Source organism: Ehrlichia chaffeensis str. Arkansas (assembly GCF_000013145.1).
Classification (GTDB): Bacteria; Pseudomonadota; Alphaproteobacteria; order Rickettsiales; family Anaplasmataceae; genus Ehrlichia; species Ehrlichia chaffeensis.
Map to the genome: position 1 here is coordinate 1,018,091 of NC_007799.1, position 18,121 is coordinate 1,036,211.

Sequence of the window (18,121 nt, forward strand, 5' to 3'; positions counted from 1 at the left end):
TAAACACAATTAACTCTGAACTATTTTCTTGTAATAATTAAGCAGTGACTATACATCATAGGTTTCACAATTAAGCAATCTACAAAAACACAAGTCACAAATATAGAATCAAAGGGATTTCTCTTAAAATACCACTAATTATACAATATTCATTTTTGTATTAAATAGCTACATATAGTTCTACAGTTATAAGTATTTCGCTTATACATTCATTATAAAGTTCTTATTTTCTATACCCATATTAACTATTCATCATATCAAAGAACTCATTATTATCTTTGCTTAGTAACAATCGTAGGTTTCACAATTAAGCAATCTACAAAAACACAAGTCACAAATATAGAATCAAAAGGATTTCTCTCAAAATACCATTAATTACACAATATTCATTTTTGTATTAAACAGCTACATATAGTTCTATAGTTATAAGTACTACCACTTATACATTCATTATAAAGTTCTTATTTTCTATACCCATATTAACTATTCATCATATCAAAGAATTCATTATTGTCTTTGGTTATCAACAATTTATCCCTTAAAAATTCCATTGCTTCAACAGATCCCATCGATGACAATAGCCTTCTTAATAACCATACTTTCTTCAAACACACACTATCTATCAACATATCTTCTTTCCTTGTACCAGATTTTGAAATATCTATTGCTGGATATACTCTTTTATCAGATATTTTTCTATCTAATATTATTTCACAATTTCCTGTACCTTTAAATTCTTCAAATATCACTTCATCCATTTTTGACCCTGTTTCAATCAGTGCCGTTGCTATTATTGTCAATGATCCTCCATTCTCTATATTTCTTGCCGCTCCAAAAAATCTTTTTGGTCTTTGTAAAGCATTAGAATCTACTCCACCAGTTAATACTTTTCCTGATGACGGTATTACTGAATTATATGCTCTTGCTAATCTTGTAATTGAATCAAGTAATATCACTACATTCTTTTTATGTTCTACCATTCTTTTTGCTTTTTCTATTACAATTTCTGCAAGTTGTACATGTCTATATCCAGGTTCATCAAATGTAGAACTTACTACCTCTCCTTTCACAGATCTACACATATCTGTCACTTCTTCTGGTCTTTCACCTATAAGTAAAACTATCAATTCTATATCTGGATGATTTACAGATATTGAATGTGCTATTTGTTGTAATATTATTGTTTTTCCTGCTCTTGGTGGAGCAACTATCAGCGCTCTTTGTCCTTTACCTAATGGAGCAACTATATCTATTACTCTCATGCTTATATCTTTTTTACTCACGCTGATAGGATCATTACATTCTAATAATATTCTTTCTTCTGGATACAAAGGTATTAAATCATCAAAGTGTACATATCTTTGTAACTTTGCCATATCTGTAAAGTTTATACTATGTGCTTTTACTAACGTAAAATACCTTTCTTTCTCACTTGGCGCTCTTATTTCACCACTTACTATATCACCTGTTCTTAAATTAAACTTTTTTATTTGTCCTGCAGAAATATATACATCATCACCACTTGCAGCATAATTTGCTTCAGGAGACCTTAAGAATCCAAAACCATCAGATAATATCTCTACTACCCCTCCTCCTATTGCTGCACCTCCATCACTTACTACTTTTTTCATTAAGTGAAATATTATTTCTTGTTTCAGCATTCTACCATTACTAACCACTCCAAGGTCTTCTGCTATTTTCAACAAATCTTCTATTGTCTTCTTTTTTAGCTCACTCAGATCTAACACTTTTACTTCTTGTTGTTCTGGTACTTTCTCTTCTTCTTTCTCTTCTATTATTTCCTCTTGTACCTCTACTACTTCTTTCTCTTCTTCTTTCTCTAATACAATATCTTCTGATTCTGACATAAAAACTCTCTCTATCTAAAATTAAGCCAGGTTACTAATGCTCAAGTACTTTTTATATAAGCTCTGTGGATAAACACATCCTCAACGTTATAAATACAGTACTTGAAAAATTGATCAGTAATGGCAAACTTTCTACTCCAAGTATTTACTTAGTAAACCTTGTGTATATGGCGACACATTTGCTAAATTAGCATACTTTTTTATTTTGACAACATATAAATTATTTAATCGCAACAACCCTTAATCTTATATGCACCATAACTAATTAAATGGCATATCACACAATGTCCTACAAATAAAGTCAAACTGACAACACCATAGACATTAACTAATCAACACTACACAATAACATCATAACCTACGTGAGTACATAGATCTACAACATATTATGAAAAGCATTAAAAAATATACGAACCAACAATAAGTAGTCCAATAAATGTTACGTTATTGTAATACAGAGTCAAGACTTAACTTTTATTATACACAACATCTAAAAACTAACAACACATTTTCAACCTAAAATTATATATGTACTTTGAGACAGAAAATACATTAATTGAAATTACTATTTGTCAGAAGATTATTATTCTGCTAGACTGCATGGCTTGTTAAGAAATTTAATAAAGTAGTTTATCAATGACTGTTTAATACATATTATGATAGATTTCCATCTGTATTATAGAGAAGGCTTGATATACTATCAGTGAATGTCATACTTAATATGTTTAGTGTTCAAATTTAGTACTGAAAGATTGTATTAACAGTAACATAAAACCATGATCAAGTATTTAACAATTTACATTTACTTCTCAAGTGGTATAGATAAAGCCATATATGTTTAAAAAAGTTGCCGTATATTTAAGTTATAAGCAGGAGTTTAAATAATGGAACACAAAGACAACAGTACAATGTATGGAACCACTATTTTATGCATTCGTAGAGGCAATAAAGTTATAATTGCAGGAGATGGGCAAGTATCGTTAGGACACACTGTAATAAAAAATTCAGCAAAAAAAATAAAACGTTTAGCCAATGATACAGTAATTACAGGGTTTGCGGGTGCAACAGCAGATGCCTTTACCCTTTTTGAAAGATTAGAAAGTAAATTAGAGAAGCACCCTGGACAATTACTCCGTGCATGCGTAGAATTAGCAAAAGATTGGAGAATGGATAGGTATTTGCGTAGACTAGAAGCAATGATGATTGTAGCAGATAAATCAGTATCTTTAATAATATCAGGCAACGGAGATGTATTAGAACCAGAAAATGGAATCGCAGCTATTGGATCAGGAGGTAACTATGCTTTAGCAGCAGCAAAAGCCCTATGTGAATCTAATGATCAGTTTTCTCAAAACATGACTTTGGAATATATAATTACCACTGCAATGAAAATAGCTTCTGAAATATGTATTTATACAAACAACAATATTATTATGGAAAAAATAGAGGATTAAAATGTTTGTTACACCAAATAATAAACTCAAATTGAATAATGATACAACAAATAATATAAATGATGAACAAGCTAGTAGTGAAGTACTAAATAGTGAAAACGCTATTAGCACAGAAGGATATGAAGATGACATAAATCTAGATGACTTATACAACCCACAAGAATTAACTCCTCAGCAAATTACACAGGAACTAGATAGGTTTATTATAGGACAAGCAGACGCAAAACGTGCTGTAGCCATTGCCTTAAGAAATCGCTGGCGTCGTAACAGGGTACCTGAACCATTAAGAGAAGAGATTATCCCTAAAAACATCCTAATGATAGGACATACAGGTATTGGTAAAACAGAAATAGCTCGCAGGTTAGCAAAACTTGCAAAAGCACCTTTCATAAAAGTTGAAGCTACAAAATTTACTGAAATAGGATATGTAGGGAGAGATGTAGACTCTATTATACGTGACTTAGTTGATGTAGCAATCAATCTTGAAAAAGAAAAAAGTCGTAAATTTGTAGAGACAAAAGCAAAATCTTTAGCAGAAAATATAATTCTTGAAGCACTGGTAGGAGCTGATGCAAGTCAAGAGACAAAAACTATTTTTCAAGAAAAGCTAAGAAATGGTGAATTTGAAAATTTTGAGATCTCCATATCCATAAAGGAAAGTAAAAATGCAATCCCTTCTATTGATATTCCAAATATTCCAGGAAATCAAGTTGGCATTATGAATATCAATGAGATTGTACATAAAATGCTAGGAAATAACAAACAACTTAAGACTATAAAAGTTACTGTAAAAGAGGCAAGAGAACTGCTAATTAATGAAGAAAGCGAAAAATTAATGGATGAAGATAAAATCATCAAAGACGCTCTTTTGTTAGCAAGTAACGACGGCATCGTATTTCTAGATGAAATAGACAAAATTGCAGCTCGTACAGAAATCAGAGGAGAAGTGAACAGAGAAGGTGTACAAAGAGATCTTTTACCATTACTTGAAGGAACAAGTGTAACAACAAAGTATGGTACTATTACAACCGATCACATTTTATTCATAGCATCTGGAGCATTTCACTTGGCTAAACCTTCTGACTTATTACCTGAGTTACAAGGACGTCTTCCTATACGAGTAGAACTGAAACCGCTTAGTAAAGATGATTTAGTACGAATTTTAACCGAACCAGAATCAAGCTTATTAAAGCAATACTGCGCATTAATGAAAACAGAAAATATTACTATTGACTTTACTGATGAGGGAGTATCTACTATAGCTGAAATAGCATCTACAGTTAACAGAGAGGTAGAAAATATTGGAGCTCGTAGATTACATACCATTTTAGAAAAGCTAATGGAAGATATCAGTTATACTGCAACAGAAAATAGTGGTAGGACATATGTGATAGATAGCGAATATGTAAAGAAAAAGCTAGAAGACATTGCAAAACAATTAGATTTATCAAAATTTATATTATAGTTATGCATGAAAGATCAAAGTTTGTTAATCAAGTTTTTACTTCAGTAGCCTCACGCTACGATTTAATGAATGACATAATGAGCTTTGGTCTTCACAGGCTATGGAAAGATAAAGTGATTCAGAATATTACTAAGGGTAGCTTACTTGATGTTGCATGCGGTACTGGAGACATAGCTATAAAAGTAGCAAAAAATACACAAGATGTAGACATAACAGTATGTGATATTAATCCAAAAATGCTAAATTATGGACGAGATAATGCTGTTAATGCGAATGTATTAAATCTTAAATGGGTATGTAGTAATGCAGAGCAGCTTCCATTTCTAGATGACAGTTTTGACTATTATACAATTTCTTTCGGTATACGTAATGTTTTACATAGACAGCTTGCATTAAATGAAGCATATAGAGTCTTAAAACAAGGAGGAAAATTCATATGCTTAGAATTCTCTCCATTAAAAGAAAGTCACCCTCTTTACAAACTGTATAACTTTTATTCATTTAATATTATCCCTCACGTAGGACAAGTAGTAGCAAAGGATAGAGCTTCATACCAATACTTAGTAGACAGTATAAGTGAATTCCCTTACCAAGAAGATTTTGCTCAAGAAATCAAAAATTCTAATTTTGTTCAAATAAAATATAATAATTTATGTTTTGGCATAGTTACGTTATATACTGCTTGGAAAATATAACTAACCTTATATATAAAAGTTCTTCCCTTACAGAATAATACCATCAAGAATAATTTATATAAGAACTTCCCACACTATATCACTTATCAACATAAATCTATATACATTTTATTTTTTTCAAACATAGCTTTAATTAACATTTTTAATTGATTTCACATCTCGAATAAAAAAGTTTAATGCTAAGGAAGTTTATTACCCAAGTCTTTCACAATCCATATAATTTATTTAAAGCTACAATATCGTATAAAGAAGTGTATGCTAAATTTAGCATAAAATTTATCAACAAAAAACCTACAATTGACACATCAAGATCCATTTAAGTTTAGCAAACAAAAAACTTCTTTACACAAATAACACTCTTCACATTAAGATACTGCTATAGTATTTATCATCTACACTTTAGTTTTTATAAGTTCAGCATATATGTTTCATAAGATTTTTGCAAAAATAGGCTCTGGTTTTGGTAAAACTGTATTCATATTTATAGGTATAGAAAATCGACTAAAGTCACGATTACATTCTGGTAAACCAATTTGATCTAATATTTTAGATGATAATTTAGGCATGACAGGTTGCAACAGCAACCCTATACATTTAATATATTCAAGTAATTTATACAATACTGCTTCCATAATTTTAGGGTCACTCTTAGATAACCTCCATGGCGCTCGTGATGCAATATATTCATTAGCTGCAGAAGATAATTGCTCTATAATATGTATCATCTCATTCAGATTACAACGCATTACACAATCTCTAACCTTTTCAAGAATCTCTTGATAATCTGGTAATACTTCCTCACCCTGCAGCAAATTGCCACTTACTGTTGGTACTATCCCTCCACATTCTTTATACAATAGTGAAACAGTTCTTTGTACAAGGTTCCCTATATTATTTGCTAAATCATAATTTATACAATTAATAAGACTATTTCTTTTAAAATCTCCATCGTTCCCTATTGGCATTTCTTTAATTAAAAAATATCTTAATTGATCAACTCCAAATTCTTCTACTAGGTCAAAAGGTTTAATAACATTACCTAACGACTTAGAAATTTTTTGCCCCTCATTAGTCCACCAACCATGTGCCAAGATTTTTTTAGGTAAAGGCAATTCAGCTGCCATTAAAATAGCAGGCCAATATACAGCATGAAACCTCAATATATCCTTACCCACAACCTGTAAAACAGAACTACTATCACTTGCCCAATAAGCTTGATAATCTTTATGGTTCTCATCAGGAAACCCTAATACTGTCAAGTAATTTGCTAAAGCATCTACCCAAACATAAATTACATGTTTATCATCATTTGGTACTTTTATTCCCCATAAAACATTTTGTCTTGATACAGAAAGATCTTTCAACCCTGATTTAACAAATGATATAACTTCATTATACCGATATTTAGGAATAACAAAATCAGGATTTTCCTCGTAAAAAGCTAACAACCTTTCCTGAAAATTTGACAATCGAAAAAAATAACTCGGCTCTTCTATCCATTCTACATCAGCTCCTGTAGGAGCTTTACCATCGACCAATTCTTTCTCCTGATAAAACGTTTCATCTCTTACCGAATACCAACCAGAATAACTACCTAAATATATTGCCCCATTATCACACAAACGCTGCCATAAAGCTACCACAGTCTTTTTGTGCCTTGTTTCTGTCGTACGAATAAAATCATCATAGCTATAGTTCATAACATCAGCTAACTGTCTAAAAACAGCACTTGTATTATCAGTAAAATCTAATAATGACATGTTACGTTCTTGGGCTGCTTTTTCTATTTTTTGCCCATGTTCATCTGTTCCAGTTATAAACTTTACACTATGTCCATCAAGACGCATAAACCGTGCGATAATATCAGATATCAAAGTTGTATAAACATGACCTATATGTGGCACATCATTAACATAATAAATAGGAGTAGTAATATATATATTATTCATAAGTTAGCATTGTTATTACTTTATACAGTTAGCAAATTATCACATAATTTTAGTTATATTAACTTAATATTTGCAGATATTACAAAATATTGACTTATAAAAACTATATACAAACATAAGCCCTAAAACAGACCACTTTTAATTAATCCCATATAACAGTAACTACTAGTACAAAATGTACGATACTAAACACGATTATATACAAGATGACATCAATACACATTACTATGAGTCATACTATCACAATTCATTACACAATAAACAACCACATTAATTTCTACATAAGCAGTTTTAACATCCTTTACTGACCCACAATTTCATAAAAAAAACTTAGAACAGCAATTTGCGGCTTTGCTTATCCTCATTGCTATAGAAACAATACTCCCAACTGAATGCTCTTATTTTTATAAAAATTTAAACTAGACCAACCATATTTTTCCAAGTAGTACGTAAGATAACTATACAAAAACACAAATTATGATTACCCTAGCTGAACAAAATTGATACCTTCCACACAAAATCCTACTTTTCTAATAACTATTGTTTCACAATATTAATTATATAATAAAGAATTTAACTGTATTAATACAAACTTTGCAAAATATAAAAAATCACTTATCATTTAATTAACAGTCATATATTTCTAGCACACAACAATGAAGAGGATTTTAGTAAAAAAATTTGGAGGAACTTCTTTACAAGACATAGAATGCATTAATAGAGTTGCAGAAATAATAAAACAAGATGTTAACAATAATTATAAAGTAGTTGTAGTAGTATCAGCTATGGGAAAATTCACTGATAACATCATTTCACAAATTAAACAAATTTCCGATGTCAAATCTCAATCTGAACGCTCCGAATATGATCTAATCATTTCTTCAGGAGAACAAATATCATGCGGACTATTATCATTAGCTCTACAAAAAATAGGAATCAATGCTCAATCATGGTTAGGATGGCAACTACCAATAGTAACAACTGAAGACCATACTAAAGCAAGAATCATAGATATTAACACATGTTCACTACAGGATTCACTAGCTAATAATGATGTTGCTATTGTGGCTGGATTTCAGGGAATGCATAAAAACAATAGAGTAACAACCTTAGGCAGAGGAGGTTCTGACACTTCAGCTGTAGCAATTGCAGCAGCACTAAAAGTAGATTTATGCTACATTTACACAGATGTAGACGGAATATATACAGCAGATCCTAATGTGGTACCAAAAGCACGCAAATTAGATTACATTACATATGATGAAATGATAGAGATGTCTTCTCTTGGCGCTAAAGTATTACAAGTACGTTCAGTAGAAATAGCAATGAAATATAACATAAAATTGTGTATATTATCTACTTTTAATCCTGGAAAAGGGACAATCTTACGCAAAAAAGGAGAATCAGATATGGAAAGTCAATTAATTACTGGGGTTACATGTAATAACAAAACAGCAAGTATTACACTAAAAGAGGTAAAAGCAATATCTGGCGTTACCACAGTATTTAATGCAATAGCAGAAAAAAACATTAACGTCGATATGATCATTCAAAGTGTGAATGATAACAATGCAAATGATATCACTTTTACAATTTCAGAAGAAGATTTGCCAACAACAACAAAGTTTTTAACAGAAATTCAAACTGAACTTATGTATCAGGATTTAATAATCAATTCCGAAGTTGCAAAAGTTTCCATTATTGGAGTAGGCATGATTTCTCATTCTGGAGTAGCTTACAAAATGTTTGATACTTTAACATCTAATAATATAAAAATATTAGCAGTTACTACTTCAGAGATAAAAATCAGCGTTCTAATATCGAGAAAAGACAGCCAACTTGCAACAATAGCATTGCACTCTACTTTTGGACTTGATAACACAGAATCAGATTTACACATAATAAGTTAATCTATTTATAATATAGCTTATAACCCTTCTGGTGTTTAGATAACGTATTACATATAAGTAATATAGTTTTAAGAATTATTAAACAACAATAAACGTAGCACTTATTTTTAAGCTTCTATGAATTCTGTTTGGATTTTCTATAAAAATCCTTTCTATGAATTAAAGTTCCTACATTACAACAAACACTACTTTAGAACTAGACTATGACAGCTATATTTTTTAAGATTTCAATTTCTTTTATCTTAAACTTAATTCAGCATAGATCATCATAAACAACATAATACTTATAAGTCATCATTAAAAAATGATTTCATATCTCTATAAATTTTATATTAGAAAGCAATTATTACCTTTAAACCAGATTTTGGAACCATATCAATTAAGTCTTATATTACTTAGATTTTAGTCAATTACTTTAATTTTTCAGTCTTCAATTTAACAATAAATTAATTTGTAACATAATAAATAAAGGACTCTTTAGATTAAAAATTACATTACACAAGTTTTTTTAATCTATAAAATGCAACATATACACTGAAAATTTGTAAAATCCAATCTCTTCTGGAAAAAATTTGCAAAATACTTTTCAAATATAACGCAGATAGGTTTACAAGTACTGTAGCTTTTAGCTATAATCAAACGATAGCTTTTAGCTATAATTAATTTTATAAGTCTATACTTCTTAAAAAGTAGTATAAAATTATTGCATTTTGGTCCTCAAAATGATAAAGATGAACGGTTAATAGTGTAACATTATGTTAAGATTTCTGTTTTTTTTTCTCTTTATGTTTAGTTCTCTTGATCTATTTGCAGCACCTGTGCAGTGGCAAATGGGGTTTCAAGCTCCTGCAACAGAAATAATGGAGTCCATCATAAGGTCCCATAACTTTGTTATGTTTGTTATGTCAGGAGTAGTAGTTGTTGTTTTCTCCATCATGATCTACGTTCTTATAAGGTTTAGAAAAAAACCAGAAGATAAAATTATCTTCAATACTAAGAATTCTCATAATGTAGTTTTAGAAATACTGTGGACGTTAATTCCTTTAATAATTGTAGGATTTTTAACCATAAGTAATGTTAAACTAATTAGACAAGAACAGAAGATTCCTAAGGTAGAAATGACATTAAAAGCAATTGGTTACCAATGGTATTGGGGATATGTGTATCCAGATTATAAAAATTTCACTTTCGATAGTTACATGAAAACAACAGATAATTTGGAAGCTCAAGATTTACGCCTACTTGAAGTAGACAACAGGGTAGTAGTACCTATTAACACAAACATTCTGCTACAAGTAACAAGCGCAGACGTAATACATAGTTGGACAGTACCAGCTTTGGGAGTAAAAATCGATGCAGTACCAGGCAGATTAAATGAAGCATGGTTTAATATAAAAACTCCAGGAGTATACTATGGACAGTGTTCAGAACTTTGTGGAAGACTGCATGGATTTATGCCAATAGTAATAGTTGCTGTTGAAAAAGAACAATTTGACGAATGGATACAAAAAAAGACACTTGAATTATAGAGGCATGCATGAGTAGTGAACATACACCACAGGGGATAAGACGTTGGTTGTTTTCAACAAATCACAAAGATATAGGTACATTATATATCATTTTTTCCATTATTGGTGGACTTGTAGGTGGTATAATGTCTCTTGTACTGAGATTACAACTAGCACATATTAACGTATTACATGATAACTATCAATTATATAATGTTATTGTAACAGGGCATGCATTAATTATGGTGTTTTTTATGATCATGCCAGCTTTAACTGGAGGATTTGGTAATTGGTTCGTACCATTGCTTATAGGAGCCCCAGACATGGCATTCCCACGTCTTAATAATGTAAGCTTCTGGCTGTTGGTTGCCTCACTAATTCTATTATGTATATCTGTCTTGATAGGAGAAGGTGCAGGTACAGGGTGGACATTATACCCACCATTATCATATATCGGGTCTCATCCAAGTGCTTCCGTAGATATAGCAATATTCGCTATACATGTTGCTGGAGCTTCATCAATTGTAGGAGCAATAAATTTCATTGTGACAATATTCAACATGCGAGCTCATGGCATGACATTGTTAAAAATGCCACTATTCGTCTGGACAATATTATTAACATCTTTTATGTTAATAGTGACAATCCCAGTTTTAGGGGGCGCAGTAACAATGCTATTAACAGACAGAAATTTTGGCACAAGTTTTTTTGACCCTGCTGGTGGAGGTGATCCTTTATTATTCCAACATCTATTTTGGTTCTTTGGACACCCAGAAGTGTATATAATCATATTCCCAGCATTTGGAATAATAAGCCAAATTGTATCCACTTTTTCTCATAAAGCAGTTTTTGGATACTTAGGTATGGTATTAGCATTAGTTGGCATTGCAGCTGTAGGTGCAGTAGTATGGGCACATCACATGTTTACTGTTGGATTAAGCGCAGAGATTATGACATATTTCAGTGTTACTACCATGTTAATAGGTGTGTTAACAGGAGTTAAAGTATTCAGCTGGATTGCAACTATGTGGGGAGGACAAATAGAATTTAAAACTCCTATGCTATTTTCAATTGGATTTATCTTCGTATTTGTAGTAGGAGGAGTTACTGGTATTGTAATTTCACACGGTGGTATAGATAAAGCACTGCACGACACATACTATGTAGTTGCACATTTCCATTATGTAATGTCAATCGCTGCATTGTTTGCTGCCTTTGCTGCTTTCTATTACTGGATAGGTAAAATATCAGGTAAGCAATATAACGAATGTTTAGGTAAAATACATTTCTGGTTAACTTTTATTGGAACTAATATTACATTTTTACCTCAACACTTTTTAGGTGTAGCAGGCATGCCAAGACGGATCCCAGATTACCCAGATGCTTTTATTCCATGGAATTATATATCATCAGTAGGAGCATTGATATCATTCATATCAGCCTTATTTTTTGTTTACATAATTATTTCAACATTAAGAAATGGAAAAAAATGTCCTAGCAATCCATGGGGAGGAGATACATTAGAATGGACAATACCATCACCAGCACCTTTCCATACCTTTGAAGAAATACCAAAGGTTGATTAAGCATGAGTTCTAAATGTGAAAGTGTTAAACCACAGCTTGTAAATGAAGTATTAGGCTATTGGGATCTACTCAAACCAAAAATCATGTATTTAGTAGTTCTTACAGGAATTACAGGAATGATTATTGCTCCAGGAAATATTCATCCTTTTATCGGTATCATCAGTACCTTATGCATAGCACTAGGATCTGGTGCTGCAGGAGCAATTAATATGTGGTATGACAGTGATATAGACGCATTAATGCAACGTACCAAAAATCGTCCTATACCTTCTGGAAAAATTGCTAGATCTACTGCAATTGAATTGGGATTAGTGTTATCCGTTATTTCTGTAACAGTAATGATGATCGCCGTTAACTATCTATCAGGAATATTACTAGCTATCAGTATAGGATTCTACTCACTTGTATACACAATGTATCTTAAAAGAAGAACACCACAAAATATAGTCATAGGAGGAATTGCAGGAGCACTGCCTCCAATTATTGGATGGACTTCTGTAACTAACGCCATCTCCATAGAAAGCTTGATATTATTTCTAATTATATTTGTATGGACTCCTCCACACTTTTGGGCATTATCTTTATTAAACTATCAGGAATACGAAAAGGCTAAAGTACCAATGTTACCTGTCACACATGGAATATTCACTACCAAAATTTATATACTAGTATATAGTATCATACTATTTATTATAACACTATTACCTGGAATATTTTTAAAAGATTGTTTGTTATATGAAACTTGTGCAATACCACTTGGCATGACATTCGTGTTCCATGCTTTCAAGGTATTTGTATCAATCAACCACTATAAATACAAAGCAATGTTTACTTATTCTATTGCTTACCTCTTTATTTTATTCATATGTATTATTATCTCAAGTTTTTAACATCCCTTTTAATTAAGAGATTCCAAAACATCAATAAAGCCTCACTACAATTATAAACTATTCTTTGTTATTTAACCAAAGGTTCTTTATACCATCCAGTATCAATACAACATTCTTTAAGTAATGACATATATCTTGCATAGGCAGCAATATCCCCCAAAGCTAAGTACGCTTCAGCAATTCTATATAAGCTTTCTGAATAATATTTCGTATCCTTATACTTATTTAATATTGTACTAAACCTTTTTATAGCAGCAACATATTCACCACGTTGCAAATAAAACTTACCTATTGAAAATTCCTTACCAGCAATATGTTGATGAACAAGTTCTAATCTTTTCATAACTTCTTCTAAATACATAGAGTTGGGAAAGAGACGTATAAACTCATTCAACAATTCCAAAACTTTATGCACACTACTTTGATCACGATCTATATCACTAATTTGCATGTAGTTCGCCATTATCCTTAAATAATATGCAAAATCTATATCCTTACTATCAGGATAAAGTTGTATATAATCATCCGCATAAATTTCAGCACGAGAATAATCGCCAAGTTCATAATTCAAAAATGACATCATAAGACGAGCTTTTATCGCCACAGGAGAAAATGGGTAAAGATTGTCTATTTCCTCAAGATCTTTTACCGCACTCTTATATTCTTTGGCATTAGATTTCTTTAAGGCACTCTCATACATTTCATCTGCTGTTCGATCTTCAACAAATTTTTCTCCCTTCTTTATGAAAGAGCAGTTTACCATTAAAAAACAACAACATAACAAGTAAACAGCCTTGCGAATAATTTTAGAGTGACACATATTCAATCACCTATAAATATAACTTGTAAATATATAAATATCCTATTGAAACATAAAGATGTATCCCAGACAAGCAATTTTTACTAATGTACTTACACTAGCAAGACCATATAATGTATTGACAACTATCATATTGATACTAGAATGCAATAAGTACAAACTAATAAAGCATACTAATGAATGTATTGGTGATTGGTTCTGGCGGCCGTGAGCACTCAATGTTGCATCACATTCGTAAATCTACATTACTAAACAAGCTATTTATCGCCCCAGGGCGTGAAGGAATGTCTGGGTTAGCAGATATAATAGATATAGATATCAATAGCACAATAGAAGTAATTCAAGTATGTAAGAAAGAAAAAATTGAATTAGTAGTCATCGGACCAGAAACTCCATTAATGAATGGATTATCAGACGCATTAACAGAAGAAGGCATATTAGTCTTTGGACCTTCTAAAGCAGCAGCGCGTCTTGAATCTTCAAAAGGATTTACAAAAGAATTATGCATGAGGTATGGAATTCCTACTGCAAAATACGGGTACTTTGTTGATACAAATTCAGCTTACAAATTCATTGATAAACACAAATTACCTTTAGTAGTTAAGGCTGATGGGTTAGCCCAGGGAAAAGGAACAGTGATATGTCACACACACGAAGAAGCATACAATGCTGTAGATGCCATGTTAGTGCACCACAAATTTGGAGAAGCTGGTTGTGCAATAATTATTGAAGAATTCCTTGAAGGCAAGGAAATTAGCTTCTTTACATTGGTTGACGGATCCAACCCAGTTATACTTGGCGTAGCACAAGATTATAAAACTATAGGAGATAATAATAAAGGTCCTAATACTGGAGGGATGGGATCATACTCTAAACCAAATATCATTACACAAGAAATGGAGCATATAATAATTCAGAAGATAATATATCCAACTATTAAAGCAATGTTCAACATGAATATACAGTTTAGAGGTCTGTTATTCGCTGGTATTATAATCAAAAAAAATGAACCAAAATTACTTGAATATAATGTACGGTTTGGAGATCCTGAAACACAATCAATATTACCAAGATTAAATTCCGATTTCTTAAAACTTTTATCACTAACAGCTAAAGGTAAACTAGGAAATGAATCAGTAGAATTAAGTAAAAAAGCTGCTTTATGTGTTGTGGTAGCTAGTCGTGGATATCCAGGTGAGTATAAGAAAAATTCTATAATTAATGGAATAGAAAATATTGAAAAGCTACCTAATGTTCAGCTCTTACATGCAGGCACAAGAAGAGAAGGAAATAACTGGGTATCAGATTCTGGAAGAGTAATAAATGTTGTAGCACAAGGTGAAAATTTAGCTAGTGCGAAACACCAAGCCTACGCTGCATTGGACTTATTAGATTGGCCAGATGGAATTTACAGATATGATATAGGATCATGTGCTCTTTAAGCTATACTCTATGAATATTTAGCATAAAATTAGATAAAGCACGATTTAATTGTGCAAGCCGATTTTTGAATATTACAAATCTTGATCCAGAAAGTTTTGTGGCTTGTGTGAAATCCATTAAATTTAAATTTTCCCTAATTCATAATGAGTTTTTACTGGAAAATCAAAACTTGTTTTATTCTCGTATCTTCTCAATTCAACATTACTGTTTTCGTCTTTCCTAATAGGTACTCTTTTATCTGGTATATTTGGCAACATATTGAGAAGATTAACTAATTGAGAATCTTCTTTTATCATGTTGTTAATATCGTCTATTTTACTTGCTACATCTTTCGATAATTATATTTGTATATTTTAACATTATACTGATATTGCTTATTTGAAATTACTAATATTACCAGGTGTTCTTTTTAAAATATAATAGCACAAACTACATGTCACACTTTTGTAACCCTCATTTGTTACATCGCATATAATCACATCCAATCTCCATATTACAAGCAATTACCAATCGATAACTTTTAACATAGGAAGTAAAGTTTGATCTATCACTAAAATATGTATACTTCTATTATACCCATAACTTAAACTCATGGTTACTTTGTATATTCGTAATCACCAACAGCAGATTATTTTTCAAAATAAATAGACAATTTCTATACAGGACATTCCACTTTCTAATAACGCTTATGATATTCTAGCTAATTTCCTATATATTAGATTTTAAGCCAAATTGATATTGACAACCAACACTATTCTTGATACATTGATTTTATTAACCTACTCTTTGGTATTAAAAATGTCACTTATCTCTGAAGTCTTTGCAGCAGCAGCAACAACAGCACCTGCTTCGGGAATAGGTAGTTCAATTGCAGGTTTAATTCCCTTAGTATTAATTTTTTGTGTCTTCTATTTTTTTATAATTAGACCTCAACAAAAAAAGATTAAAGAGCATAATAAACTGCTAGATAATATAAAAAAAGGTGATAAAGTTGTCATTTCTGGCAGTATACTGGGATCAGTTACGAAAGTCGATACAACAAATGGGCACTTTATTGTTGAAATATCAGAAGGAGTTGAAGTTAAAGTATTAAAGTCTTCAGTATCTGAAGTGTTGAATAAAAATAACAAGCCTACTTCAACTGCAGAAGCATCAGTTGCAGCTTCTAATAATTAATACATAACTAAATCTTCATTCGAGAAAAAGAGTGTTTATATTTCCTTATTAATTTTAAGGACACCTTTTTTAACAAACAGCCAATTTTAGATAATATAAAACTACTAACAGAATTTAATATAACAAATTCTATATTCTCATAGGCATAATAATGTAAGTGAAATCATCTATATTTTCTTCTTCCTGTATTAAAACAGATGTACCAGCATCATAAAACGATAAAAGACATTTTCCTTTTATACAATACAAAGCTTCCATTAAATATCTGGCATTTAAACCAATAGTCATGTCTTCTCCAGAATAATCTACTTCTAATTCCTCTCTAGCATCACCTTGATCTGAAGAAGCAGCACTTAATATAAGTTTATTACTCACAAACCTTAATTTTATCACTTTTACTTTATCAAAGACTACTACAGATACTCTATCTATCGCATTAGATAACGTTTCAGATTCAATTAATACATTCTTATCATGAGATCTAGGAATAATAGAATTATAATCCGGAAAAGTACCATCTATTACTTTAGATATTAAAATATATTCTTTATACTCAAAACAAATCTTCCTATCTGATAAACTAATTGATATTAAATCATTACCACTACCATGACTTACTATCTTCAAAATTTCATTAACTGTTTTTTTGGGAACTATAATACCAAAATTTGACAATACATTCTGAGATTGACTCAACTTAGTTAACGACAACCTATGTCCATCTGTAGCAGCACAACATAAGATATTATTGGACGTATGAACATATAATCCATTCAAATTAAATCTACTCTCTTCTATGGAAATTGCAAATTTAGTTTTACCAAACAAACTAACCAATTCAGAGACTTGCAAAGTAAATTTGTTTTGTAATTCATTATTTTCAATAATAGGAAACTTCTCTATATCAACTACAGGAAGAAAAAACTCCGTACGACCACATTTTATAGTTAATCTTCCATCTTCACCAATAAAAAATTTGATTTCAATATCATTAGGCAACTTTTTTACAATATCATAAAGAAGTTGAGCAGACACTACTACAACTCCATTAACGTTTACATGGGCAGTAATAGATGCAATTATTGAAATATCAAGATCTGTAGATGTTAACTTAATTTCTTGATCCCTTGCTTCTATTCTTACACACGACAATACAACAATACTATGACGTTTTTCTACAATACTATTAATGTAAGACAAAGCTTGCAGTAATTTATCTTTGCTAACAAAAAAGTTCAACTTAATACCATCACTCATATATTTCTATATAAACCTACCCCATTGTGATGTTATACAAATTAAACTTAAACAAGTCAAGGTATGGATCACTTTGCTCTATACTATGATATAATCACAC

The 18,121-nt window shown here is 31.1% G+C and carries 13 protein-coding genes and 1 pseudogene; 9 read left to right on the forward strand and 5 right to left on the reverse strand.

Annotated features, from left to right (window positions below; all coding sequences use genetic code 11):
- Positions 1-479: 479 nt before the first annotated feature.
- Positions 480-1,868, reverse strand: a complete 1,389-nt coding sequence (gene rho / locus ECH_RS04065) for a transcription termination factor Rho (protein WP_044147641.1) — start codon at positions 1,866-1,868, stop codon at positions 480-482.
- Between the two features lie 884 nt (positions 1,869-2,752).
- Between rho and hslV the strand changes: the two genes are divergently transcribed.
- From hslV to ubiE, 3 genes are read left to right on the forward strand one after another with little or no spacing between them, the layout of a single operon-like run.
- The gene (gene hslV / locus ECH_RS04070; protein ID WP_011452938.1) at positions 2,753-3,322 is read left to right on the forward strand and encodes an ATP-dependent protease subunit HslV; all 570 of its coding nucleotides are present in this window, start codon (positions 2,753-2,755) and stop codon (positions 3,320-3,322) included.
- A 1-nt stretch (position 3,323) separates the two neighbouring features.
- Complete coding sequence (hslU, locus tag ECH_RS04075; protein ID WP_006011130.1) at positions 3,324-4,787, forward strand: ATP-dependent protease ATPase subunit HslU; 1,464 nt, start codon at positions 3,324-3,326, stop codon at positions 4,785-4,787.
- A gap of 2 nt (positions 4,788-4,789) precedes the next feature.
- Positions 4,790-5,482, forward strand: coding sequence for a bifunctional demethylmenaquinone methyltransferase/2-methoxy-6-polyprenyl-1,4-benzoquinol methylase UbiE (gene ubiE / locus ECH_RS04080; RefSeq protein ID WP_006011132.1), 693 nt, complete (start codon positions 4,790-4,792; stop codon positions 5,480-5,482).
- A gap of 428 nt (positions 5,483-5,910) precedes the next feature.
- On the opposite strand, the gene metG is transcribed toward ubiE, so the two are convergent.
- Positions 5,911-7,431 (reverse strand): methionine--tRNA ligase, encoded by a 1,521-nt coding sequence (gene metG / locus ECH_RS04085; RefSeq protein WP_006011134.1) that lies wholly within the window; start codon positions 7,429-7,431, stop codon positions 5,911-5,913.
- Positions 7,432-8,087: 656 nt separating this feature from the next.
- Between metG and ECH_RS04090 the strand changes: the two genes are divergently transcribed.
- From ECH_RS04090 to ECH_RS04105, 4 genes are all read left to right on the forward strand, one after another.
- Complete coding sequence (locus tag ECH_RS04090) at positions 8,088-9,341, forward strand: aspartate kinase (RefSeq protein ID WP_011452940.1); 1,254 nt, start codon at positions 8,088-8,090, stop codon at positions 9,339-9,341.
- A gap of 755 nt (positions 9,342-10,096) precedes the next feature.
- Positions 10,097-10,870 (forward strand): cytochrome c oxidase subunit II, encoded by a 774-nt coding sequence (gene coxB / locus ECH_RS04095; RefSeq protein ID WP_011452941.1) that lies wholly within the window; start codon positions 10,097-10,099, stop codon positions 10,868-10,870.
- Positions 10,871-10,878: 8 nt separating this feature from the next.
- Positions 10,879-12,435: a cytochrome c oxidase subunit I gene (ctaD, locus tag ECH_RS04100; RefSeq protein WP_011452942.1), complete on the forward strand. Its 1,557-nt coding sequence runs from the start codon at positions 10,879-10,881 to the stop codon at positions 12,433-12,435.
- A 2-nt stretch (positions 12,436-12,437) separates the two neighbouring features.
- A complete protein-coding gene (locus tag ECH_RS04105; protein WP_011452943.1) occupies positions 12,438-13,325 on the forward strand; it encodes a heme o synthase in 888 nt (295 codons plus the stop codon).
- A gap of 67 nt (positions 13,326-13,392) precedes the next feature.
- Here ECH_RS04105 and ECH_RS04110 read toward each other — a convergent pair whose 3' ends face one another.
- Entirely contained in the window at positions 13,393-14,145 is a 753-nt protein-coding gene (locus tag ECH_RS04110) for an outer membrane protein assembly factor BamD (RefSeq protein WP_011452944.1), read from the reverse strand.
- 176 nt (positions 14,146-14,321) lie between these two features.
- On the opposite strand from ECH_RS04110, the gene purD reads away from it, so the two are divergent.
- Positions 14,322-15,587, forward strand: a complete 1,266-nt coding sequence (purD, locus tag ECH_RS04115) for a phosphoribosylamine--glycine ligase (RefSeq protein ID WP_011452945.1) — start codon at positions 14,322-14,324, stop codon at positions 15,585-15,587.
- A 10-nt stretch (positions 15,588-15,597) separates the two neighbouring features.
- Here purD and ECH_RS05110 read toward each other — a convergent pair.
- Positions 15,598-15,905: pseudogene (locus tag ECH_RS05110) on the reverse strand (serine--tRNA ligase); the annotation flags it as partial.
- 481 nt (positions 15,906-16,386) lie between these two features.
- On the opposite strand from ECH_RS05110, the gene yajC reads away from it, so the two are divergent.
- On the forward strand, positions 16,387-16,764 hold the full coding sequence (gene yajC / locus ECH_RS04120) for a preprotein translocase subunit YajC (protein WP_006011598.1): 378 nt from the start codon (positions 16,387-16,389) through the stop codon (positions 16,762-16,764).
- Between the two features lie 129 nt (positions 16,765-16,893).
- Here the strand turns inward: yajC and dnaN are convergent, their stop codons facing one another.
- Positions 16,894-18,021, reverse strand: a complete 1,128-nt coding sequence (dnaN, locus tag ECH_RS04125) for a DNA polymerase III subunit beta (RefSeq protein ID WP_044160852.1) — start codon at positions 18,019-18,021, stop codon at positions 16,894-16,896.
- Between the last annotated feature and the right edge of the window lie 100 nt (positions 18,022-18,121).

What these genes read in the sequence shown, in the direction of transcription:
- ECH_RS04090 (WP_011452940.1), top strand. Translation starts at nt 8,088, where the DNA reads ATGAAGAGGATTTTAGTAAAAAAATTTGGAGGAACTTCTTTACAAGAC.
- ECH_RS04105 (WP_011452943.1), top strand. Translation starts at nt 12,438, where the DNA reads ATGAGTTCTAAATGTGAAAGTGTTAAACCACAGCTTGTAAATGAAGTA.
- ctaD (WP_011452942.1), top strand. Translation starts at nt 10,879, where the DNA reads ATGAGTAGTGAACATACACCACAGGGGATAAGACGTTGGTTGTTTTCA.
- purD (WP_011452945.1), top strand. Translation starts at nt 14,322, where the DNA reads ATGAATGTATTGGTGATTGGTTCTGGCGGCCGTGAGCACTCAATGTTG.
- hslU (WP_006011130.1), top strand. Translation starts at nt 3,324, where the DNA reads ATGTTTGTTACACCAAATAATAAACTCAAATTGAATAATGATACAACA.
- ECH_RS04110 (WP_011452944.1), bottom strand. Translation starts at nt 14,145, where the DNA reads ATGTGTCACTCTAAAATTATTCGCAAGGCTGTTTACTTGTTATGTTGT.
- ubiE (WP_006011132.1), top strand. Translation starts at nt 4,790, where the DNA reads ATGCATGAAAGATCAAAGTTTGTTAATCAAGTTTTTACTTCAGTAGCC.
- dnaN (WP_044160852.1), bottom strand. Translation starts at nt 18,021, where the DNA reads ATGAGTGATGGTATTAAGTTGAACTTTTTTGTTAGCAAAGATAAATTA.
- yajC (WP_006011598.1), top strand. Translation starts at nt 16,387, where the DNA reads ATGTCACTTATCTCTGAAGTCTTTGCAGCAGCAGCAACAACAGCACCT.
- rho (WP_044147641.1), bottom strand. Translation starts at nt 1,868, where the DNA reads ATGTCAGAATCAGAAGATATTGTATTAGAGAAAGAAGAAGAGAAAGAA.
- metG (WP_006011134.1), bottom strand. Translation starts at nt 7,431, where the DNA reads ATGAATAATATATATATTACTACTCCTATTTATTATGTTAATGATGTG.
- coxB (WP_011452941.1), top strand. Translation starts at nt 10,097, where the DNA reads ATGTTAAGATTTCTGTTTTTTTTTCTCTTTATGTTTAGTTCTCTTGAT.
- hslV (WP_011452938.1), top strand. Translation starts at nt 2,753, where the DNA reads ATGGAACACAAAGACAACAGTACAATGTATGGAACCACTATTTTATGC.